Source organism: Cytobacillus sp. FSL K6-0129, from assembly GCF_038007625.1.
Classification (GTDB): domain Bacteria; phylum Bacillota; class Bacilli; order Bacillales; family Cytobacillaceae; genus Cytobacillus; species Cytobacillus kochii.
Window position 1 is genome coordinate 1,873,313 of the sequence record NZ_JBBOXM010000001.1, and the last position, 22,311, is coordinate 1,895,623.

General features: G+C 36.8%; 23 protein-coding genes. 7 read left to right on the forward strand and 16 right to left on the reverse strand.

Going from position 1 to position 22,311, the window contains the following annotated elements:
- The first annotated feature begins 687 nt into the window (after positions 1-687).
- Genes MHI57_RS09135 through MHI57_RS09145 form a run of 3 tightly spaced genes read left to right on the forward strand, consistent with a single transcriptional unit; the run spans position 688 to position 3,150 of the window.
- Positions 688-1,320 carry a GNAT family N-acetyltransferase gene (locus MHI57_RS09135; RefSeq protein WP_095372243.1) on the forward strand — a complete coding sequence of 211 codons (633 nt, stop codon included), beginning with the start codon at positions 688-690 and terminating at the stop codon, positions 1,318-1,320.
- 25 nt (positions 1,321-1,345) lie between these two features.
- Complete coding sequence (locus MHI57_RS09140) at positions 1,346-1,987, forward strand: acetoin utilization AcuB family protein (protein ID WP_307316775.1); 642 nt, start codon at positions 1,346-1,348, stop codon at positions 1,985-1,987.
- Positions 1,988-1,992: 5 nt separating this feature from the next.
- A complete protein-coding gene (locus tag MHI57_RS09145; RefSeq protein WP_340975945.1) occupies positions 1,993-3,150 on the forward strand; it encodes an acetoin utilization protein AcuC in 1,158 nt (385 codons plus the stop codon).
- A gap of 426 nt (positions 3,151-3,576) precedes the next feature.
- Here the strand turns inward: MHI57_RS09145 and MHI57_RS09150 are convergent, their stop codons facing one another.
- The 5 genes from MHI57_RS09150 to MHI57_RS09170 form a co-directional block, all read right to left on the reverse strand.
- A complete protein-coding gene (locus MHI57_RS09150) occupies positions 3,577-4,839 on the reverse strand; it encodes a hypothetical protein (RefSeq protein ID WP_340975946.1) in 1,263 nt (420 codons plus the stop codon).
- Positions 4,840-4,891: 52 nt separating this feature from the next.
- Positions 4,892-5,338, reverse strand: coding sequence for a DUF6376 family protein (locus MHI57_RS09155; protein ID WP_307316769.1), 447 nt, complete (start codon positions 5,336-5,338; stop codon positions 4,892-4,894).
- 399 nt (positions 5,339-5,737) lie between these two features.
- Positions 5,738-6,193: a DinB family protein gene (locus MHI57_RS09160; protein ID WP_095372239.1), complete on the reverse strand. Its 456-nt coding sequence runs from the start codon at positions 6,191-6,193 to the stop codon at positions 5,738-5,740.
- 21 nt (positions 6,194-6,214) lie between these two features.
- Positions 6,215-6,580, reverse strand: a complete 366-nt coding sequence (locus MHI57_RS09165) for a cupin domain-containing protein (protein ID WP_340975948.1) — start codon at positions 6,578-6,580, stop codon at positions 6,215-6,217.
- A 2-nt stretch (positions 6,581-6,582) separates the two neighbouring features.
- On the reverse strand, positions 6,583-7,137 hold the full coding sequence (locus tag MHI57_RS09170) for a flavodoxin family protein (protein ID WP_095372237.1): 555 nt from the start codon (positions 7,135-7,137) through the stop codon (positions 6,583-6,585).
- 118 nt (positions 7,138-7,255) lie between these two features.
- Between MHI57_RS09170 and MHI57_RS09175 the strand changes: the two genes are divergently transcribed.
- Positions 7,256-8,167 (forward strand): LysR family transcriptional regulator, encoded by a 912-nt coding sequence (locus tag MHI57_RS09175; RefSeq protein ID WP_095372236.1) that lies wholly within the window; start codon positions 7,256-7,258, stop codon positions 8,165-8,167.
- Positions 8,168-8,463: 296 nt separating this feature from the next.
- Here the strand turns inward: MHI57_RS09175 and MHI57_RS09180 are convergent, their stop codons facing one another.
- Positions 8,464-9,684: an MFS transporter gene (locus tag MHI57_RS09180; RefSeq protein ID WP_340978584.1), complete on the reverse strand. Its 1,221-nt coding sequence runs from the start codon at positions 9,682-9,684 to the stop codon at positions 8,464-8,466.
- A gap of 143 nt (positions 9,685-9,827) precedes the next feature.
- Between MHI57_RS09180 and MHI57_RS09185 the strand changes: the two genes are divergently transcribed.
- Positions 9,828-10,715, forward strand: a complete 888-nt coding sequence (locus MHI57_RS09185) for a LysR family transcriptional regulator (protein WP_095372235.1) — start codon at positions 9,828-9,830, stop codon at positions 10,713-10,715.
- Between the two features lie 27 nt (positions 10,716-10,742).
- Here MHI57_RS09185 and MHI57_RS09190 read toward each other — a convergent pair whose 3' ends face one another.
- From MHI57_RS09190 to MHI57_RS09215, 6 genes are all read right to left on the reverse strand, one after another.
- Positions 10,743-11,282, reverse strand: coding sequence for a GrpB family protein (locus tag MHI57_RS09190; protein WP_307316759.1), 540 nt, complete (start codon positions 11,280-11,282; stop codon positions 10,743-10,745).
- Positions 11,283-11,297: 15 nt separating this feature from the next.
- Positions 11,298-11,942: a hypothetical protein gene (locus MHI57_RS09195; protein WP_307316757.1), complete on the reverse strand. Its 645-nt coding sequence runs from the start codon at positions 11,940-11,942 to the stop codon at positions 11,298-11,300.
- Between the two features lie 150 nt (positions 11,943-12,092).
- The gene (gene motS / locus MHI57_RS09200; protein ID WP_328198800.1) at positions 12,093-12,839 is read right to left on the reverse strand and encodes a flagellar motor protein MotS; all 747 of its coding nucleotides are present in this window, start codon (positions 12,837-12,839) and stop codon (positions 12,093-12,095) included.
- Positions 12,826-13,647, reverse strand: coding sequence for a flagellar motor protein MotP (motP, locus tag MHI57_RS09205; protein ID WP_322910356.1), 822 nt, complete (start codon positions 13,645-13,647; stop codon positions 12,826-12,828). The genes motS and motP overlap by 14 nt, the downstream gene beginning before the upstream one ends.
- A gap of 214 nt (positions 13,648-13,861) precedes the next feature.
- Entirely contained in the window at positions 13,862-14,860 is a 999-nt protein-coding gene (gene ccpA, locus MHI57_RS09210) for a catabolite control protein A (protein WP_224938773.1), read from the reverse strand.
- Positions 14,861-15,210: 350 nt separating this feature from the next.
- On the reverse strand, positions 15,211-16,284 hold the full coding sequence (locus MHI57_RS09215) for a bifunctional 3-deoxy-7-phosphoheptulonate synthase/chorismate mutase (RefSeq protein ID WP_285840908.1): 1,074 nt from the start codon (positions 16,282-16,284) through the stop codon (positions 15,211-15,213).
- Between the two features lie 239 nt (positions 16,285-16,523).
- On the opposite strand from MHI57_RS09215, the gene MHI57_RS09220 reads away from it, so the two are divergent.
- Positions 16,524-18,758: a cell division protein FtsA gene (locus MHI57_RS09220; RefSeq protein ID WP_322910357.1), complete on the forward strand. Its 2,235-nt coding sequence runs from the start codon at positions 16,524-16,526 to the stop codon at positions 18,756-18,758.
- A 31-nt stretch (positions 18,759-18,789) separates the two neighbouring features.
- On the opposite strand, the gene ytxJ is transcribed toward MHI57_RS09220, so the two are convergent.
- From ytxJ to MHI57_RS09235, 3 genes are all read right to left on the reverse strand, one after another.
- Positions 18,790-19,113: a bacillithiol system redox-active protein YtxJ gene (gene ytxJ, locus MHI57_RS09225; RefSeq protein WP_095372227.1), complete on the reverse strand. Its 324-nt coding sequence runs from the start codon at positions 19,111-19,113 to the stop codon at positions 18,790-18,792.
- A gap of 129 nt (positions 19,114-19,242) precedes the next feature.
- On the reverse strand, positions 19,243-19,725 hold the full coding sequence (locus MHI57_RS09230) for a YtxH domain-containing protein (protein WP_095373626.1): 483 nt from the start codon (positions 19,723-19,725) through the stop codon (positions 19,243-19,245).
- Between the two features lie 23 nt (positions 19,726-19,748).
- On the reverse strand, positions 19,749-20,234 hold the full coding sequence (locus MHI57_RS09235) for a DUF948 domain-containing protein (protein WP_095372226.1): 486 nt from the start codon (positions 20,232-20,234) through the stop codon (positions 19,749-19,751).
- Positions 20,235-20,551: 317 nt separating this feature from the next.
- Between MHI57_RS09235 and MHI57_RS09240 the strand changes: the two genes are divergently transcribed.
- Positions 20,552-21,667 (forward strand): aminopeptidase, encoded by a 1,116-nt coding sequence (locus MHI57_RS09240; RefSeq protein WP_095372225.1) that lies wholly within the window; start codon positions 20,552-20,554, stop codon positions 21,665-21,667.
- 80 nt (positions 21,668-21,747) lie between these two features.
- On the opposite strand, the gene MHI57_RS09245 is transcribed toward MHI57_RS09240, so the two are convergent.
- A complete protein-coding gene (locus tag MHI57_RS09245; RefSeq protein WP_340975961.1) occupies positions 21,748-22,161 on the reverse strand; it encodes an acyl-CoA thioesterase in 414 nt (137 codons plus the stop codon).
- Positions 22,162-22,311 lie beyond the last annotated feature (150 nt).

Genomic DNA, 22,311 nt, shown 5'->3' on the forward strand with positions numbered 1-22,311 from the left:
CATTTATCCCCCTTTAAACTTGTTTAAACTATTATAATATAAATACTTTTTTTTCACAATTTTTTAAATTATAAGGCAGTAAATTATCTATAAAGACTTATTAAATTGTATGTTAAGAAGGGATAACGATTAAAAGCTGATTCCTTCTGTGTTATTGATACGATTTTTTTATAATCAGGGATAGCTCAGGAAAAGGGATTTGTGCGTACATCTGAAGGTAAACGGGCAAGGATAGTTGAGGAAAAAAGGATTTGCTTGTGCAGCCACTTTTTTCAAAAATGTCAACAGTTCGATCAGCTAGCTGTTTTTTTATACTTACCTACTGTGAAGTAAGATTTTACATTCTCCCTTACTTCATCTGGTGTTGAAGCTACTCTGGGTTTTTAATTTTATACTGATAGCTTTAACAAACGTTCTTACTTCTTTTATTGCTATGATTTTCTTCACGGCTACATTGCCTGTTAAGAGTAATCTAAAAAGGCTGACGTAAATATTATGTTAAATCCTCCCTTTCCATTGATCAAATATAGGGCAATTAAAATAAAAAGGTTTCAATTCCCACTAAAATTTTTATATAATCTACATATTATTTTAAATTGTCATTAAATTTATATTTTTTATATGAAAGCGCTTCAGCAGTTTATGTATAATAGATAGTAAGATTACTTGTTTTAGGCGGTGAATGAATTGCAGCATCTGAAAACGTATAATGCGATGAAACTGAATACGGCAAACGGAGAATTAATCATTGAAGGACCGATATCTGCCGACGTTCTAAAAACCTATGACTTTCATCATGATCTTGTTGCTTTCAGACCTCCAGAGCAACAGAGGAAGGCCTTAATTGAGATTGCTGGATTACCTGAAGGAAGAATCATTATTGCTAGATTTAGAGATACGATCGTAGGCTATGCGACTTATTTATATCCAGATCCGTTAGAAAGATGGTCAGAAGGGAAAATGAATAATCTCATAGAACTAGGGGCAATAGAAGTGATTCCTGCCTTTCGAGGAACGGGAACAGGAAAAAGTATCTTACGCGTATCGATGATGGATGATGCGATGGAAGATTATATTGTTATTACTACCGAATATTATTGGCATTGGGACTTAAAAGGAACTGGTTTAAACGTATGGGAGTATCGCAAAATCATGGAAAAGATGATGAATGCAGGGGGACTTGTTTGGTTTGCTACCGATGATCCAGAAATCAGCTCCCATCCTGCTAATTGTCTAATGGCCCGGATTGGTAATCGGGTAAGCACAGATTCCATTCAACAGTTCGATAAACTTCGATTTATGAATCGCTTTATGTATTAGTTTTTCTTAAAAAGGGGGATTTTAAATGATTGTTGAAGAAATGATGAAGAAGGAAATCTTTACACTTACAGAAAATCACCTCATTGCTGATGCACTCCAACTCATGCGTGATCAAAAAATCCGCCATTTGCCCATTATCGATGAAGCCAATCACCTGATCGGCTTAGTAACAGATCGAGATATACGGGATGCGACGCCTTCTATACTAGATACAGTTCAATTAAAAGAAGGCCTCTCACAACCAATTAAACGAATTATGAAAACGGACATTATTTCTGGACACCCATTAGACTTTGTAGAGGATATCGCTGCGACCCTTTACGAGCACCGCATCGGTTGTATGCCCATTCTCAACGATAACCAATTAGTCGGCATTGTGACTCAGACAGACCTCCTTCATACTTATGTAGAATTAACAGGTGCCCATCAGCCAGGGTCACAAATCGAAGTAAGAGTGCCTAATCGTACAGGTAAGCTATTTGAGGTTACCTCCGTATTTCGTAATTTAAAAGCCAATATTCTTAGTGTCCTCGTCTATCCAGATAAAGAGGATAGTAATTATAAAATTATAGTCCTTAGAGTCCAAACAATGAATCCGCTTTCTCTTGTAGACAAATTACGTGAGGAAGGACATTCTGTACTCTGGCCTATAGATCCAAGGAAGTGAACATCATGGACCGTTCTGTTTTTTTATATTCTGATGCATTACTTAACTATCGCTTTAATGCTGAGCACCCTTTTAATCAGCAACGCTTAAAATTAACTTTAGATTTACTACAATCTATCCATGCGATAAAAGACACGCAAATGATTGCACCTAGAATAGCAACAGAAGAAGAATTATTACTCATTCATGATCCAGGTTATGTTCGTGCTGTAAAGTTAGCAGGTAATGATGAGCTTCCCCAAGAGCAGGCAGAGAGTTACGGGCTTGGAACCGAGGATACACCTATTTTCCCTCAAATGCACGAGGCCAGTAGCTTACTTGTTGGAGGCGCATTGACTGCCGCTGATTATGTCATGCAAGGGAAGGCAGAACACGCCCTTCATTTAGGCGGGGGACTTCATCATGGCTTTAGAGGTAAGGCATCTGGATTTTGTATCTATAATGACAGCTCAGTGGCAATCAAATATTTACGAGAAAAGTACAATGCCCGTGTCCTTTATATTGATACGGATGCTCATCATGGTGATGGTGTACAATGGGCGTTTTATGATGACCCAAATGTATGTACATTATCTATCCATGAAACCGGTAGATACTTATTTCCCGGAACAGGGAATATTAACGAAAGAGGTCATAGTCATGGATATGGCTATTCTTTTAATATACCTTTAGACGCTTTTACAGAGGATGATTCGTGGCTACATGCATACGAAACGTCCTTTAAAGAAGTAGCAGCGTTTTTTAAACCAGATATTATTTTCACCCAAAATGGTGCTGATGCGCATTACTTTGATCCGTTAACACATCTTTCGGCAACAATGAGAATATATAAAGAAATACCAAGGCTCGCTCACCAACTCGCTCATCAATATTGTGAAGGAAGATGGATAGCCGTTGGTGGGGGTGGATATGATATCTGGCGGGTAGTTCCGAGAGCTTGGTCACTTATTTGGTTAGAAATGATTGAAAATTCAAGCGGAACAGGACCATTACCTTCTGATTGGATTGAAAAGTGGGAAAAGGAATCTCCATTTAAGTTGCCACAAACTTGGGAAGATTCATCGGATATATATGATCCCATTCCAAGAAAAAATGAAATCACTGAAAAAAACGCTAAAACGGTGGAAAAAGCGCTTTATCCCATAAGAGGAAAAAATGAATGAAAAATGAAGTAAGGCGCAAAGTTTTGGGACAGAAGTTATTAAGTAATGATAAAGGTTAGGAAACATAACTAACATCACCTATTGATCTATGAGCTAAATTATCAATATAGAAAGCTGAACTATTGTAGCATGTTCCCGATGTGTGAGCTTGTCTAATCATAGTTCGGCCTTTTTAGTTGAGTTGCTGCAAACCTTTTGTCCTAACCTCTTCTCTTTTATGAAGAAGTAGCTAAACATTGTAACAGAGTGTAAGCAGCTTGCTGGGCGCTGACAGTAAGAAACACATATTATGATTCGTATTCTTTTATATTTACTGTTATATTCTTATTTTTCCGGCAGAAAAAAATCCTGCGAAGCATTCAGATCTTGTTTTCCTTTTGAGTAACTGGCTAATCCTTTTTGCGAAGCGCTCAGCTCTGGTTTTTCTTATGAGTGACTTGCTATTCCCTTTTGCGAAGCGCTCAGCTCTGGTTTTCTTTCTGAGTGACTTGCTAACATCTTTTGCGAAGCGCTCAGCTCTGGTTTTTCTTCTGAGTGACTTGCTATTCCCTTTTGCCAAGCGCTCAGCTCTGGTTTTGTTCCTGAGTAATTTGCTATTCCCTTTTGCCAAGCGCTCAACTCTGGTTTTCTTTCTGAGTGACTTGCTATTCCCTTTTGCGAAGCGCTCAGCTCTGGTTTCCCTTCTGAGTGACTTGCTAATCCTTTTTGCGAAGCGCTCAGCTCTGGTTTTTCTTCTGAGTGACTTGCTATTCCCTTTTGCGAAGCGCTCAGCTCTGGTTTTCCTTGTGAGTGACTTGCTAATCCTTTTTGCGAAGCGCTCAACTCTGGTTTTCTTTCTGAGTGACTTGCTATTCCCTTTTGCGAAGCGCTCAGCTCTGGTTTTCCTTGTGAGTGACTTGCTAATCCTTTTTGCGAAGCGCTCAACTCTGGTTTTCTTTCTGAGTGACTTGCTATTCTCTTTTGCGAAGCGCTCAACTCTGGTTTTGTTCCTGAGTAATTTGCTATTCCCTTTTGCCAAGCGCTCAACTCTGGTTTTCTTTCTGAGTGACTTGCTATTCCCTTTTGCGAAGCGCTCAGCTCTGGTTTCCCTTCTGAGTGACTTGCTAATCCTTTTTGCGAAGCGCTCAGCTCTGGTTTTTCTTCTGAGTGACTTGCTATTCCTTTTTGCGAAGCGCTCAGCTCTGGTTTTTCTTCTGAGTGACTTGCTATTCCCTTTTGCGAAGCGCTCAGCTCTGGTTTTCCTTGTGAGTGACTTGCTAATCCTTTTTGCGAAGCGCTCAGCTCTGGTTTTTCTTCTGAGTGACTTGCTATTCCCTTTTGCGAAGCGCTCAACTCTGGTTTTGTTCCTGAGTAATTTGCTATTCCCTTTTGCCAAGCGCTCAACTCTGGTTTTCTTTCTGAGTGACTTGCTATTCCCTTTTGCGAAGCGCTCAGCTCTGGTTTCCCTTCTGAGTGACTTGCTAACATCTTTTGCGAAGCGCTCAGCTCTGGTTTCCCTTCTGAGTGACTTGCTACTCCCTTTTGCGAAGCGCTCAGCTCTGGTTTCCTTTCTGAGTGACTTGCTATTCCCTTTTGCGAAGCGCTCAGCTCTGGTTTTGTTCCTGAGTGACTTGCTATTCCCTTTTGCGAAGCGCTCAGCTCCGGTTTCCCTTCTGAGTGACTTGCTATTCCCTTTTGCGAAGCGCTCAACTCTGTTTTGTCCCAGTCTCTGCTTGTTTTAACTTAATAGGATCACGGGCATCTATTCTCCAAGATTCTCAATTTCATTGTAAATAGATGTGATGTCATTAATTGTTTGCATAAATTCTTGGTCCTCGATGAATGCCTCAGATAATGTCCCTTTCTCCAAACCTTCCTCAAGCTTAACTAAATGCGTAGATAATGCTTCATTTTGTTGCACCAACTCAGCATGCAGACTATCAATTAATTCTGGTGCTTCAGTGTTTTCAATTGTATCGATGGCATTTTGTAAATCCTCTACATTTTTTTCCAGTGATGCTGCAACATTCTCATCCGTTATCGCTTGCTCTGCTTGTTCCGGAAATTCGTTGGCAAACTGTGTAATCTCATTCATATAATCTTCCACATCATTTACGTAAGCCAACGTATTTTTTGTATCTTCAATTGGCGAACACGCAGACAAGCTTAACAACATACCAAAAGCTGCAAGGTAAACTTTTGTTTTCATCCCTTATCTACCCTTTCTTTTCTTTAACTGTTCTTTTATGATTGGCACTGCTTTCTTCTTCAAAAACTTCACGCCTTCTTTTTGAATGAGTCTCTTTAGTAATTTTTTCACAGCCATTAGTCTTCACTCCTTCATAAATGAGTTAGTGTTTCTTTTTTAAAAGCACGACAAAAACCCTTACCAAAGAAACTTGGTAAAGGTCTCGCAAACAACGAATGTTGCCAATAAAGCCGAGGGAGAGTCCCTGTATTGACGACTTTACTGTAACTGCTACTCCCCTTTAGACAAAAGGTAGTTGTATATTTAAGTTTTCCCAATTATACCATGCCAAAATTTAACCTGCAACTGATTGCAACCTTCATCTGAAAGAACAAGTCGATGACAGTAGCCCAATCAAGCTTAGCCTTCCACTCCTTGGGATGCATCCCACTTTCCTTGTAATTTGCGCAACAAGATGATTTGACCCGTATGATACGCCGTATGCAAATAAAGATGACTCAATGCCTCACTGGCATTATTCATCACTAAATCATCCGCTGCTTCTAGGTTTTTTTTCCAATCATTATATAATTGATGAATCCTCTCTCTCGTGTGAGAAAAAGTTACCCCTTCAGCCAACTGAAAAGTATTTTCTTTAGCTTCATCAACTGGCTCTTCTTTGAAGCGATGCAAGTATCTTTCGTTATAATAAAGAAGATGTGTCGTGATTTCATGGATACTATGAACGTCTTCGTTCGGTTTCCAATTTGCTTCTTCATCACTCAAGTTTGTTATGCTATTCAGCAAACTAACAAACCACCCATTTTCATGATGTGATGCATTTAATTGCTCGTTTAATACCTCCCTTAATTCCATCACTTTGCCCCCTTTTGCATCTTATATCCAAACATCATTTTCAGCCGTCAATGATAATTTCACCTCTCCTGTATTAATCACTCCTTTCGGTTCAATTAATATGACATGGCACTCTTCTTTTGCATATGGACAATGTTCTACTCCCTGAGGGACAACGAATAAATCACCATTCTTTAATACCACATCTTCTTCTCTCATGCGAATCGTTAATTCACCTTTAACTACCAAAAATACTTCGTCTGTATCATCATGCTTGTGCCACACGAACTCCCCTGAGAATTTAGCGACCTTCAATTGATAATTATTCATTTCTGCAACAACTTTTGGAGACCAAAACGTATGAAATTTTGTTAGTTTTTCTTGAATGTTAATGGGTTGATTGTTCATTTTTATGCCTCATTTCCTTGTGAAATAACTTTATTCATTTCTTTTGCTGCACTGATTGCCTTCGTATCTTTTTCGATATCTCTCGGTTTATTTCCTTCACCCAATATATATCCTAAAAACTTCATTCCCATAAAATCAAAGATGTACTGAAATTGTTGAATCATTGGTAATCCCTTGATCGTTGGCTGATCTCCACCAACAGCTATGACATAAGCTTGTTTATTTTCCATGCACTTCTTAAAGTGTTTCATTTCGGGATCCCTGAGTGTTTGGGACCAACGATCGATAAAATTCTTCATCATACCGGACATACTATACCAGTAAATAGGTGTAGCAAATATTAACGTTTCATATGTCATTATTTCTTGAATTAATTGTTGATAATCATCATCCACTAGAGGAAAACCGCCTTCACTATGTCGATGATCCTTTATAGCATCTATTTGATAGTTAGATAAATGAAATTCCTTAACTTTCACCCCATTTATCACTTGTTTCGTCAACCATTCAGTATTCCCGCTTTTACGTGTTCCACCATATATAACTGCTATTTTCATTACGATTCACTCCTCTAGTTTCCTATCATATTAAGTTTAATCTGTTTCTATTAATAGATACAGATGATAATATAGATATCATCAATCGAAAAATACGATCAATGCAGAAGGTGAAAAAATGGATATGAAGCAATTAAAGACCTTTCAAACAGCGGCCACTACTTTGAATTTTACAAAAACTGCAAAAATGCTTAATTTTGCACAATCAAGTGTAACCGCTCAAATTAAAGCATTAGAAGCAGAACTGCAACACCCACTTTTTGAAAGGTTGGGAAAAAAGCTTGTCTTGACCGCTACCGGTAAAGAATACAAGAAGTATGTTGACCAAATGTTAAGGTTAAATGATGAGGCACTACAAAAAATAAGTGACAAACAGTTTAGAATAGCCTCCTTAACAATTGGCGCACAAGAAAGTCAATGTACTTACCGACTTCCACGAGTTTTACAATTATTTAAATCACAGTTTCCTCATGTAAAATTGACGTTTAAACCTGCCCATTCTGATGATTCAGCAAGAGCACTTATAGATGATGGTACACTCGACCTTGCCTTTATCATGGATGTGAGAAAAACCCCTGAGACCTTACTGACAGAGACATTAATAATTGAAGAGTTAAAAATGGTGGCAGCGCCAGAGTATGCAATTAAATCAAGCGTTACCCTAAAAGATTTACAAAATGAATCATTTCTCTTAACCGAAATCGGATGTGCCTATCGCACTTTATTGGAGCAGACTTTAGCGGGGGAAAATGTCTTTTTGCATAACAGTATTGAGTTTGTGAGTATAGAGGCCCTTAAACAATGTGTAATAGCTGGACTAGGTGTGGCTTTTCTTCCCGCCATGGTCGTCAATAAAGAGCTTCACAACGGTCAATTAAAAGAAGTTATTTGGCCAAACGAACACATTCAACTCTATACACAAATAGCTTGGCATAAAAACAAACAAATGACACCACCACTACAAGCATTTATTGATTTAACTAGAAACGTATTTAAAGAGGAGAGAAAAAAAGCTGTTAGTTCTTATTAATAAGAGTTAATCCTATTATCGATAGCTTGGCAGTTACTATTTAATGATCGTCTCCACTATGTGAAATAATGTCGTAACAAGTTGTAACGCAAACAATCTAAATTTGCGCAAGGAAACAAAATTTACTAATGAAAAGGCTAACACCACCATCGCTCGGCTTTCACTTCTGCTTTTCCACTCTTGTCCATCATTTCCTTATATGAAAAAACCCAATCCGATTTGATCAGATTGGGTTTTTACTATCGCCTATTACTCTCATAAAAATATTTGATTGAGCGCTCAATCATCAATCATTTTTATTTATAAGAATGCCACTGTTGTTTCAACACTACATTGTTTTTTTGCATATATTGTAGACTTGCAACAAGCGCAAATCCTATCATAAGAAAAATGACAACCATGCCGATGACTCCATGCCATTCGTAGCGCGACCAAAAGAATCCAGCAACTGTACCACCGACACTAGAGCCGAAATAATAAAGAAATAAATAGAGCGAAGAGGCTTGTGCTTTGTCATGTGTTGCTCGTTGGCCAACCCAACTTGAAGCAATGGCGTGTGCCCCGAAAAAGCCAAATATAAAGATGGATAAACCTAAAAGAATGCCGATGATATGAGGTATAGCCGTACAAACTGTACCTACTATGGCCAAGGTGAAATAACTAACTAACATCTTCTCTTTACCGTAAGAACGAACAAGTTTTGCGTTAATTGTAGAACTAACTACACCGATTAAATAAATAAGAAATAACCAGCCAATCGTTGCATGACTATATGAAAATGGCTCGCTCATTAATAAATAACCAACATAGTTAAACAATGCCACATTGCTGCCTAATAGTAAAAAACCGATAAAAAACAAAGCTAACAACATTGGATCTTTAAGATGGTCAATTAAAGAATTGGATAATGAACGAAGGTTTAATAATCTCGGTTTAAAGAATTTAGAATCAGGTAAACTTCGTTGAAAATACATTGTGGCAATAAAGCCAATCAGTCCCACGCCAAGGATAGCAATTTGCCAGCTGAAGTAATCTGTAATAACACCCGTAAACACACGCCCAAAGACAGCGCCTGTGGCATTCCCACTAATATAAAGGCCCATTGCCTTTCCTAAACTTTTCGGATCCATTTCCTCAGATAAATAAGCCATTGCAATAGAAGGCAAGCCTGCAAGTGTCACACCAATGAGCACACGATAAATAAGTAATATCTCAAAAGAAGGACTAAATGCTGTCAAAATACACAGAAATGAGGAAATGAACATGGAATAAACCATAATCGGTTTTCTTCCCCACACCTCTGATATAGACCCAAAAAATAACATACTAATCGCTAAAACTACTGTTGTCAGGGAGAGGGAGAGACTTGCTTCTGCTGGGGTAATAGAAAAAATCTTCGAAAACTCCGGTAGTAATGGTTGCATGCAATAGAGTATGGCAAAAGTATTAAAACCCGCTGCAAAAAATGCGATATTCACTTTTTTAAAAAGGTTGGTACCTTGCTGTATGCCGTTCATCAATTCATGTTCTCTTCTTTCTTTTAGAATAGTCCTTCTAACATATTCTTTAATATTAAACATCGTACCACCTTTGAATCGATATGTATAATGCATTATAATAATAAAAATAATGCATTAATGTAATGGAAAAGAGTGAGTCTATGGATATTCAACAACTGCTTTATTTTCGAACTCTTGCGGAAACAGAACATATGACACAATCAGCAGAGAAACTATTGATTTCTCAGTCTGCATTAAGTCGTTCCATTGCAAGGTTAGAAGATGAATTAGGCGTGCCATTATTTGAAAGACAAGGGCGTGCTATTCACCTTAATGCTTATGGGGTTATTTTTTTGCGAAGAGTAGAGAAAATCATTCAAGAATATGTAGAAGCTAAGCAAGAAATTCAAGACCTTATTCAACCGCATACTGGAACGATTTCTCTTGGCTTTCTCCACACATTAAGTACCAACATTATCCCCGATATGATTTCACAATTCCGTGATTCTTACCCTGAGACACATTTCCGACTTAGTCAGGGAGCTTCACATGTCATGTTAGAGCAACTCTATAATGGGCAAATTGATTTATGTTTTATTGCACCTAATGAAAAAGATGATCAGGTAGGCTGGATGAAGTTATGGGAGGAAGAACTTTTTGCTGTCGTACCTAAAAACCATCGGCTAGCAAAGAAAAAATCTATTACACTCGAAGAACTAAAATATGAACCAATCATCCATTTAAAGAAAGGTTATTCTTTAAGAGAAACCGTTGAGGGGCTCTTTTTAGATGCAGGCCTCACGCCAAAAATTACGTTTGAAGGAGATGAGGCAGATACAGTCGCAGGGTTAGTTGCTGCAGAGCTTGGGGTTTCAGTTTTACCTGATTTGAAAGGTATCAACAAAAGTAAGATTATACAAATTCCAATCAGTCGACCACATTGTTTCCGTATGATTGGTATTGCCTGGTTAGAAAGCCGTTATATGTCACCCATTACTAAAACGTTTAAAAAATTTGTGACAGACCAATATATCTCTTCTGGATGGTAAAATACAAAGCCATCCAGAAAGATATATTCAAAACCGATGTTGATGAAGATTCCCGAACCTTTCAAACCATGCTAATGCCTTCTGTTCAACTTTTTTCACATAAGCATTTTTTCCTTCTATATAGGCATGGATATCTGTCGAGTGCTTGATGGCCAACGATTCTTTTAAGGCACCATATTTTCCAGCTTCTAATGGATGAGTCCGTAAATAATCACGAAAGGCAAGATGTCTAATAATCTCCTTACTGTCTTTTGCAAAAAAATGAAGATGATGCGTACGATTATCATGTCCTTTTTGAAAATATCTTCTTCCTCTTATACCATTCTCTCCTCTTGCCTCATACCCTAATGCATTCATTTCAATTAAGTAATCATCAACCTCTGTAATATCTTTGACAACCGGTAATATATCAATAATCGGCTTGGCTTTAAGACCTGGTACTGAGGTGCTACCGATATGAAAAATGACTATCATTTTATCTTTGAAGACTCGTTTTAACTTCTGTGCCTCTACTTCAAAGGCCGTAGACCATTGTCTATCATAATTAAGTACTTCTACTTTCCTCATGATTACCTCCATTTCCTAGGATTGAATAGTCCCTCTATCTGTTCGAATAACGATTGGCGCTTCTTTAGCGTATTTATTTGAGAAAATCCACCTTCTACCAACAGGAGCAACAATAATATAAACTCCATCATCATATTCTCCGAAAAAGTTTAAATATTTCTCGTGTTTAATTGATTCGTTGTTTCTCACTGGTATTCCTTTATCTTGTAATTGCTGAGCAAGCTCTATTATATGGTTTGTAGCGATACCTACCTCACTTATATTTAAAAAATGAGCCTTATGAAAATGCGATTCACTAGCTACTGCTGACGTTTTTCTTGCAATCAATTCAACGATATTACCGGATGGATCCTCGAAATAGATCGCTTTTGCTTTCGCTTCCTTAAAGTCTGCCTCATCTTCCCCCTCCTCCATTGCCAATTTAACTCTATTACTTAACCAAACTTTCGCTGATTGAAGTAAGTTAGGTGGAATATTAATAGCAAAATGATAAAAAGATGCCTGTTCAATCTCCTCTTGAATGGTTAACAGACTTGTACCGACCTGAAATGTAATCTGTTGTTTAGATTCTTTATATACATTTAAACCCATCACTTCTTCATAAAATTTTCTCGTTTCATTGTAATTACCTACATATATTGTCAGCTCTTTTATTTGCATACGTTTCTCCTCCTTACCGTTTCTTTCATTATACAAAATGACCGCTGTTTAAAAGTCAGTCTATAGGTTGAGAAAAAACAGTTAAATATTATATGGTAAGGAGTAGGCATAGCTTTTTTTGGGACCAAAAAAATGAAAAAAGCTATAGAATCAATTAGATGATTCCATAGCTTCATTGTGTTTATACTCAGGATCAAGAATAATAACTTCTACTCTGCGATTTTTCTCCCAATTTTCTGAGCTATTATTTGCGGCAATCGGCCTTGTTTCACCGTATCCTACTGCAGTAAAACGAGACGGTTCTATTTCATTATTCTCCACTAAATAACGAATAACACTACTTGCTCGGGCTGAAGATAATTCCCAATTCGATGGGTAGCGATACGTTTCAATTGGGCGATTATCTGTATGGCCCTCGACTCGGATAAGATTAGGCATTTCTTTGAGCATGACCCCTAAGCTTTCGAGAAAACCAAATGAATCTTCAATAAGATCGGCTTGGCCCGTTTCAAACAATACTTGCTCTTGCAGAATGAGCACAACACCTCTTTCATTTCGATTGGCTGTAATCACATTTTCCAACCCATTAGATTTTAGATAACTCTCAACTTCCTGAACAAGTGAATCAAGTGAATGTGGTGTACCTGTCTCTGTTTCATCTGGCACAGATTCACGTCCATCATCAGGTAATATTGATGAGCTAGATTGGAATATCCCTACTTTATTAAATGAATCTGAGACAGCCTTAAACTTCGTCATATCCACTTGTGACATCGAAAACAGAAGGATGAAAAAAACGAGAACGAGCGTAACAAGATCTGAATAGGTCACCATCCAAAGGGGAGCACCCTTTTTATTGTTCCTATCTCTTTTAGAACGGCGGTTATTGCGCCTCATGTTCAAAGTCCTCCGTTAGCTCTAGTCGCCCCTCGATAGATTTTTTCTCAGTTTCGGACAAGTAAACACTTAATTTCTCTCGTAAAATCGTTGGGTTCTGTCCCGTTTGAACACCAATTACTCCTTCAATCACAACCTGTTTATAAAAAATTTCATCATCCGTTTGTGATTCAAGTTTCGCAGCTAAAGGATTGAAAAAAAGATTTGCTAGTAAAGAGCCATATAAAGTCGTTAAAAGAGCAATTGCCATTCCGGAACCAAGTTCTGAGGGGTCATCCATATTTTTCAACATAAGGACTAGTCCAATTAATGTACCAATCATTCCCCAAGCTGGTGCATAATCCCCTGCTTTTTCAATAATATTCCTCCCTTTTCGATGGCGCTCTTCCATTGCATCAATATCGGCATCAAGTATATCCCTAATCATTTCTGGTTCAATTCCATCAACCGCCAACAACACACCTTTACGGATAAAAGGATTTGGTTCATTTACAACTTCTAACTCTAAAGATAATATACCTTCTCTTCTAGCACGGTCTGCTAACTTAACAAAGGTCTCAATCAGGCTCTCGATTGACCTTTCTTCTTTAGAAAAGCCTTTTTTCATTACTATAAAAGTCTTTCGTAAATCCTTCATTTGGAAGGATATAAAAAGACCTGCAACTATCCCACCAATGACAATAAAGATGGAAGAGAAATCAAAAAAATACTTGACCCCAGTCCACCCACCGGAAGCAACAATTCCAAAGATAATCATGATTACACCGACCATTAAACCAACTGGTGTTAACTTGTCTAACTTTCTCATTCTCTCTCTCCCTAATGACGAAATTAGAAAACTCGCCTATTGGCGAGTCTTGCAAGAGGTGAAGACAAGTTGTTCCTTATTAGCTGCAAAGACACTTATCTTCTCACTTGACCATTTTTTCTTACCTTAACATGTAAAAAGTGAGAATTACCTTGTCAACTCGGTAAACTCACTTTACATGTCTTTCCCTCTTTTTCTCATATCGGTCGGATGATTATTTTGTTGAGTTACGCTGTTCAATTCGGTGCGGAAGTACTACTGTGTGATCTGTGACTTCTTCCTTATTCATATACTTCGTCAATAACCTCATTGCAACTGCACCTATGTCATATAACGGTTGTACAACAGATGTAAGTTGTGGTCTCACCATTAAAGCTAATCTTGTGCTATCAGAGCTAATCACTTCTACATCCTGAGGTACGTGATACCCTTTATCTTGCGCCCCATGAACGATGCCCAATGCCATTTCATCTGAACCAGCAAATATAGCAGTTGGCTTGCTATCTAACTCTAACAACCGTTCAAATGCTTCCAAACCTGAGTCATATGTGTAGTCCCCTTCAATTACCCATTCTTCATGATACGGAATACTCGCGTCTTGAAGAGCTCTCTTATAGCCTTCTAATTTTTTCTCTGCATTGATTGGTTCTCTTAAAGGGCCAATCAGCAAGGCAATTTTTTCGTGACCTTTTTGAATAAAGGCTTCCGTGGCATCATAAGCTGCTTGTTCATAATCGATGTTAACAGAAGGAATGGTTTGCGACTTTTCAATAGAACCAGCAAGTACAATAGGTACAGGAGATTTCTCAAATTCCGTCACATGTGCTTCCTCTATATTACCGCCCATAAAAACAATCCCGTCCACTTGTTTTCCTAACATCGTGTTTAATAGATGTAACTCCTTGTCCATATTTTGATCTGAGTTACTTAAAATAATATTATACTTATACATCGTTGCGATATCTTCGATTCCTCTAGCTAACTCCGCGACAAAAGTACTCGATACATCGGGTAATATCACCCCTACCGTCGTAGTTTTTTTACTAGCAAGTCCCCTTGCAACAGCATTAGGGCGATAGCCTAAACGTTCAATTACCTCTAATACTTTTTTTCTTGTTGTCGGTTTGACATTAGGATTCCCATTGACAACCCTTGAAACAGTAGCCATTGAAACATTTGCTTCGCGTGCTACATCATAAATCGTAATATTCATGTCACACACTCCTTCTACTTTTTCTATATTAATAAAATGTATTTATGTATGTCATTCTTCTACAAACCTTATTTGTTCAGCAAGAATTGTAATTATGTATAATCATACGATACTTTTCTCTTCCCTCGCAACTTCATGCTGAAATATTTATGAAAAAGTCAAAAAATAGTTAGAATCTAACCTACATAACTGATATCCCAAAGTTCTATCCTATTGTTCAATTCCTCACATAATCTTGTAAAAAAATTAGAAACCACAACCAGCTTACTACAAATTTTTTTAAAAAGATATAAAAAAGCCGACTCAAGTGGGACGGCTACCATTCCCCTTAAATCAGCTTTATTATACCATTACACTTGAATTTGTGAAGGAAGTTTAAGTGCGTTCATGAATTGATCAAATTGATTTAAATCCATTTGCTGAGCGGAATCAGATAACGCCACTGCAGGATCTGGATGTACTTCTGCCATAACCCCATCAGCACCAATTGCAAGTGCTGCTTTTGCAGCTGGAAGTAATAAATCTTTTCTTCCAGTTGAATGAGTGACATCAACCATAACTGGTAAATGTGTTTCTTGTTTTAAAATTGGAACAGCCGTAATATCTAACGTATTTCTTGTTGCTTTTTCATATGTTCTTATACCTCGTTCACAAAGAATAATTTGGCCATTTCCTTGTGCCATGATGTATTCAGCTGCATTAATGAATTCTTCAATCGTTGCAGACATACCACGCTTTAAGAGTACAGGCTTATTGATTTGTCCTGCTGCTTTTAGCAATTCAAAATTCTGCATATTTCTAGCTCCAATTTGAATAACGTCTAAGTACTGCACTGCAGTTTCCATATCATTTGGGCTTACGATTTCTGAAATAACAGCTAAACCATATTCATCTGCTACACGTTTTAAGATCTTCAAGCCTTCAACACCCAAACCTTGGAAATCATAAGGAGAAGTTCTAGGCTTAAATGCGCCGCCACGTAACAACTTCAAGCCTTTAGCTTTCACAGCTTCAGCAACTGATGCCACTTGCTCATATGATTCTACTGCACATGGCCCAAAGACAAGATGCGGCTGTCCGTTACCGATCTGCTCTCCATTTATATCAACAATTGTATTTTCAGATTTTTTCTTACGGGATACTAATAATGCTTTGCGATGGTCATCCTTTTGTAATTCTAAACCAGCTTTAAAGATCTCCTTGAACATATGCTCAATTGTTGAGTTCTCAAAAGGTCCATTATTATTCTCTTTGATTAGATCCAACATCGCTCTTTCACGGACAGGATCATAACGATAGACTCCTTGTGTTTCCTTTACCCTTCCGATTTCTTGTACAAGTTCTGCTCTCTCATTAATTAAAGAAAGCAACTGAAGGTTAATTTCATCCACTCGGTTACGCAATTGCTCTAGTTCTTTACCCATAATAGTCCCATCCTCTCAATTGTTATTACATTAAAGCTTAATTCCGAAAAAGCGAAGATGAGTACAATACTTTCTTGCTTCATTCAGATATCACTTATTTGTTTTGGTGATAATTATAATACATTTTTTATAATTGTTGTTATTATATATGAAATATACGCTTCTGTCACTAATTTTATCTTTATTAATTAGACGCTTTTAAGCAATAAAGCAAATTGATTCAAAAGGATGTGATTCTTTTGGGTGAGAAGAAACAATTTTTTGTCTTAGATATAGGAACAAGGTCAGTCATTGGTCTCTTTATTCTTTTTGAAGAAGGTGAGTATAATTGTGTTGATTACTTTGTAAAGGAACATGATGATAGGGCAATGATGGATGGACAAATTCACAATATCCAATCGGTTGCAGAAACAGTTATTGTTATTAAACAATACTTTGAAAAAAAACATGGTCCCCTTCAAAAAGTATTTATTGCTGCAGCTGGTAGATCATTACGAACCGAACGCATAATGGCTAGTATGGATATAAGAAATTACCCTCCTTTAACTGCTGACTATATTCAATATTTAGAATGGCAAGCTCTTCAAAAAGCACAATCTACTATTACAAATAAAACTCATCATACAGAAATCCAAACAGATTATACCTTTGTAGGCTATACACCACTGTATTATTTTATTGACCGACAGCCTATTGGGAGTTTATTACATCAACAAGGTGCTCAAGCGAGTATAGAAATTATTGCCACCTTCTTACCTAAGCTTGTTATCACCTCTCTAGAAGCAACTGTACAAAGAGCAGGGTTAACGATCGATGGACTAACACTCGAGCCTATTGCTTGTGTACAAACTTTAATTCCTCCATCCTTACGACATTTGAATATAGCTGTATTAGATATCGGAGCAGGTACATCTGATATTGCCATTACTAATGAAGGAACAATTACTGCTTATGGGATGGTGCCACAGGCAGGTGATGAAGTGACAGAGTTCATTCAGCAATTAACACTAACCGATTTCCATGAAGCAGAGCGGATCAAGCGGCATTTGGTCGACCATGAATCCTTCACATTTGAAACATTAAATAACACAATACAACATATCTACTCAAAAGACTTAATGAGTAGGCTTTTTCCCTTTATCGAACAACTTGCTCATTCACTTTCAAAAAAAATACAACAGCTAAATAATAAAAAGTCACCTCTTGCCCTCCTAATAATTGGCGGTGGAAGCTTAACACCAGGCATTCAAGAATTACTTAGAGACCAATTAGATTTGCCTCCTCATCAAGTCATGCTTAAAACTTTAAATAGCTTAAAACATCTATCATTTCCAGAAGAGCTAGCTTCTCACCCGATGTATGTCACACCTTTTGCAATCGCAATTGCAGCCAACGAAACTCCGCTCAGATTTGTTCCTATTACAATCAATGGAGAGACAGAACGATTGCTAAAAATCAAGACTCTCACAGTAAAGGATGTCTTATTAACTGCAAAATATCTCACAAGGAATTGGTATGGAAAAATTGGCTCTCCAAAAGTAATTACCGTTAACAAACAACAAATGACCATTCCAGGAAGTCACGGAAAACCGCCATATATTTATTTGAACGGTAAAAAGGCAAAATTAAATGATGCCGTTCACGCTCATGATGAAATAAGTGTCGTAAGAGGAATGAGTGGGGAGCCAGCGACTATTAGAGTATCTGATTGTGTCGGAGAAACCGAGAATAAAAGTATTTATATTCACGATGCAAAATACACCATTATGCCCTTAATAAAGGTGAATCAAGTAACAGCATCCACTCAACAGCTACTCGAGGACGGTGATCATATTGAATATATGATCCCATCGACAATTACAGAAATCTTTCATTCATTAGATTTGACACATCTATTAGAGAGCGTAAAGCCATATCAACTGATCATCAATGGGAAGCAGACAATCATTCCACCGCATAAAGGAAAAGTTATTTGCAATGGAAATTCGATATCTTTAACTAGTCATGTCAACCATTTAGATCGTTTAGAGATCATTGAGCCGCGCCCATTAACACTGGTAGAATTCATAAAATATAAATCTTTACAATACAAGGCCAGTATAACGATTAGTGTCAATAATAAAGAAGTTACGCTTTATAAACAACTTTTGCACATAATCAGAGAAAAAGAGAAATTAGTTGAGGAATCACTTATACATTCAGGAGATGTACTAGAAATAATAAAGGAAGATGACCAAGCAAGGTTTTATTTTCATGATGTGATTAAATTTGCAAAAGTTCAAATTCCTTATCATGGTAAACTTCAATGTACATTATTTAAAAACGGCAAGAAGTCCTCTTTATTAGAGGAAATACAAGAGGGGGACAATTTAAAAATTCACTGGTCAACTAAAAATTACACACTCGTGCGGAAAAAACACATAACTCCTTCAACCAATTTAAAAAATGTTCCGAACGACTCACGTCCATATTAGACAAATAAATCGTTCGGGATAGATAACTTCCTTAAGCTTGTACAGCCTCATTTAGGGTATCATATGTAATTTTACGGTGGGATGTATGCCAAGCCACTTCTTTATTAACAAAAAGAAAAGCTTGTGGAGATTCGTGTTTTACTTCAAATATTTCTGCAATCTCGTTTGACAATGGGCGATCTTCTTGAACAACTAAGTAATAAGCTTTCACATCACTATTTTCATTTGTGTATTTTTCATATTGCTCGTAAGCATCTGCGCTGATTGGGCAAGTGTTACTGTGCTTAAGTAATAACATCTTCTCATTCTCTTGCAGTGCTTGTTTAAATGCTTCTTTTGTATTTAATCTTTCCATTTGAATTACCTCTCTTATTATAATTATGGTATACCCCACATTATTTTACTAAAAAAGAAGCACCTATGACAAATCGAGATCATAATAAAGCGGTAAAGAATAGATGGCTCTTTACCGCTTTATTGAATACTATTGATTTACTTTTTCTTCTGTTTGGTCAAAAGCTACTTTCGTTTCTTCTAATCTCTTTTGTGCTTCTGCTTCCGATGTTGGAGCATTTTCTTCAGCTACTGCGTCATCTTTTGCAGTCATTTGTTTAATTTTATCTTTCATATCTGCAGACTGCTTTGAGACTGTTTGTTGTAAGTCACTAGATTTTTCTTTTGCTGATTGGACAATTTCATTGCTTTTTTCTTTAGCAACCTGAACCCATTCAGTACCTTTTACTTTAGCAGTATCAGCGATATGGCTAGATTTTTCCTTTAATTGAGAAGCTTGTGTATTAATATCACTTATTAGTTCCTTACCTGATTTAGGTGCAAGTAATAATGCTGTACCAGCACCTACAATACCACCAATTAGTGCTCCGATGACGAAATCCTTTGTATTGATGCTATCTTCATTTTTGGCCACTTGTTTTGATTCATTTTCTTGACGATCTTGGTTACTCATCATTATCATCCTCCAAATTGAATTTATGACCTTGCTCTTTCTCTTTTCTTGCTAGGAACTGGGATAGGATCCTCAGCTGTATAGGTTTGCGCTGGTGCTTGCTTACGTTGTTTATATTTCTCTCTTAATTCTAAGATGACATTACCCCAGCTAATAGCTTGTGCGACTTTTTCTTTATTCGACTCTAGCTGCTGACTGACTGAAGATGATATATTTTGAATAGAACCATTAAAGGTTCTTACTGAGTCCCCTACTTCTTTTACGGCACCAACAACATTATTCAAGCTTTCAGATTTCTTTTGAATATCTTCTGCTAATGCATTCGTTTTATGTAAGAGTACTGTTGTTTCCTTGGTCACTCCATCAAGCTGTTTTTCTAACCCGTCTAATGTCTTAGATACACTTGTTAACGTTACTTGTAGCGATGAGAGTGTTTTAGAAAGGTAGATGACTAAAACTAAAAAAGCAATGGCAATAACCGCTACACTCAAATACAAGATAATTTCCATTAGGCACACCTCCGTATTTTCAAAATAAGAATGATTCAAAGAAAAGAGCAAAGTATTTAATTTATTATTGCTTTTCCCCAATTATGAGAGAATAAACGCTCTTTCCAAATAATCCTTTTTATTTTATCTGTAAATATTATCATAATATAAACAATTACTTAAATGAAGCGATTAGACCTAACGGGAACCTTACTTATCTATTTTATCCTAAGAAAATCATTTATTCTGTCTTTTTCTCTAGTTATTTTCGAACAAACATCCCACTTTAGGTTACAATAAGAAGGTAGTAATCAATTTTTTATTCGGAGGGATATGTAATGAAAGATCCTCGTATTGAACAATTAGCTAAGAACTTAATTAATTATTCAATTGGTTTACAAAAAGGAGAAAAGGTTCTCATTGAGAACTTCGGTTTACAAAAAGAACTTGTAACTGCTCTTGTAAAAGAAGCCTACGCCGCTGGTGGTCACCCTTTTGTCACGATAAAAGATAATACAGTTGACCGCGCACTTTTATTCGGCGCAAATGAAGAACAATATAATATGATGGCTTCATTTGAAGCAAATGTCATGAGCCAAATGGATGCTTATATTGGTTTACGTTCTGGAAATAACATTAACGAACAAGCAGATGTACCAGATGAAAAAATGCGTATTCACGGATCAACAATCGGCCAAAAGGTACATAGAGAAATTCGCGTGCCAAAAACAAAATGGGTCGTACTCCGCTATCCAAACGCTTCAATGGCTCAATTAGCTAAAATGAGCGTGGAAGCATTCGAAGACTTTTACTTTGATGTATGTAACTTAGACTACAGTAAAATGGATGCAGCCATGGACAATCTCGTTTCATTGATGAATAAAACAGATAAAGTTCGCTTAACAGGACCTGGGACTGATTTAAGTTTTTCAATTAAAGATATCCCAGCTATTAAATGTTCTGGACAAATGAATATACCAGATGGTGAAGTTTATACCGCTCCAGTGCGTGATTCAGTGAATGGAGTTATTTCTTATAACACACCATCTCCATATAACGGTTTTACGTTCGAAAATGTAAAACTAACTTTCGAGAATGGTAAAATCATTGAGGCCACTGCTAATGATACTGAGCGTATTAACAAAATATTCGATACAGATGAGGGAGCTCGCTTTGTTGGAGAATTTGCTATTGGTGTTAACCCTTATATTCTACACCCAATGCAAGATATCCTTTTTGATGAAAAAATTGACGGTAGCTTTCACTTCACACCAGGACAATGCTATGACGAAGCATATAATGGGAACAAATCAAATATCCATTGGGACTTAGTCAATATCCAACGTCCTGATTATGGTGGTGGAGAAATCTACTTCGATGATCAATTAATCCGCAAAGACGGCAAATTTGTAATTGCAGAATTAGAAGCTCTCAATCCAGAAAACTTAAAATAAGCTAACAAATTCGACTTTTTCCATGTACCACGAACAAATTTTTGTTCGTGGTTATTTATGTATTGCCATATTCTTCGGGTTTAATTGTTATAATTTTCCTTATTTACTAATTCTGTAATTTCCTTAACAACAGGTACACCCTGTCTTGTAATTGTATTAAACATGACAAATGTCTTCTTACATGTTGTTAATAGCTCTTGATTCTCATTATATATTTCTTGATAAATATATAAGCTTTTATTACCTACGTTACGCAATTCTGTGAAAATTGTGAGTTCTTCATTCACCCGTGCCTCTTTTTTATAGGTAACATCAAAGTTAACCATTACTGTTCCTAAATGCTGTTGATCTAATTGCTCTCTTCCAATGCCAATTTCTCTATACCAGTTAGATACTCCCTTCTCTAAATAGACAAGATACTTCATATAATTCATGTGTCCTAAATGATCAATATCATCTTGTTGAACACATACCTTTAATATATTTTTTCGCATACTCATTCCCCCGTAATTTATCCGTCATTTTTTTATATTATATTTTATCAAAATAGTAAGAAAATGAATACCATCAACTTTCATCATTCAAATTTACTTAGTTCAAAGTAATTGATTAAGGAGAGTATTTGAAGAAAAAATGATTGTTGT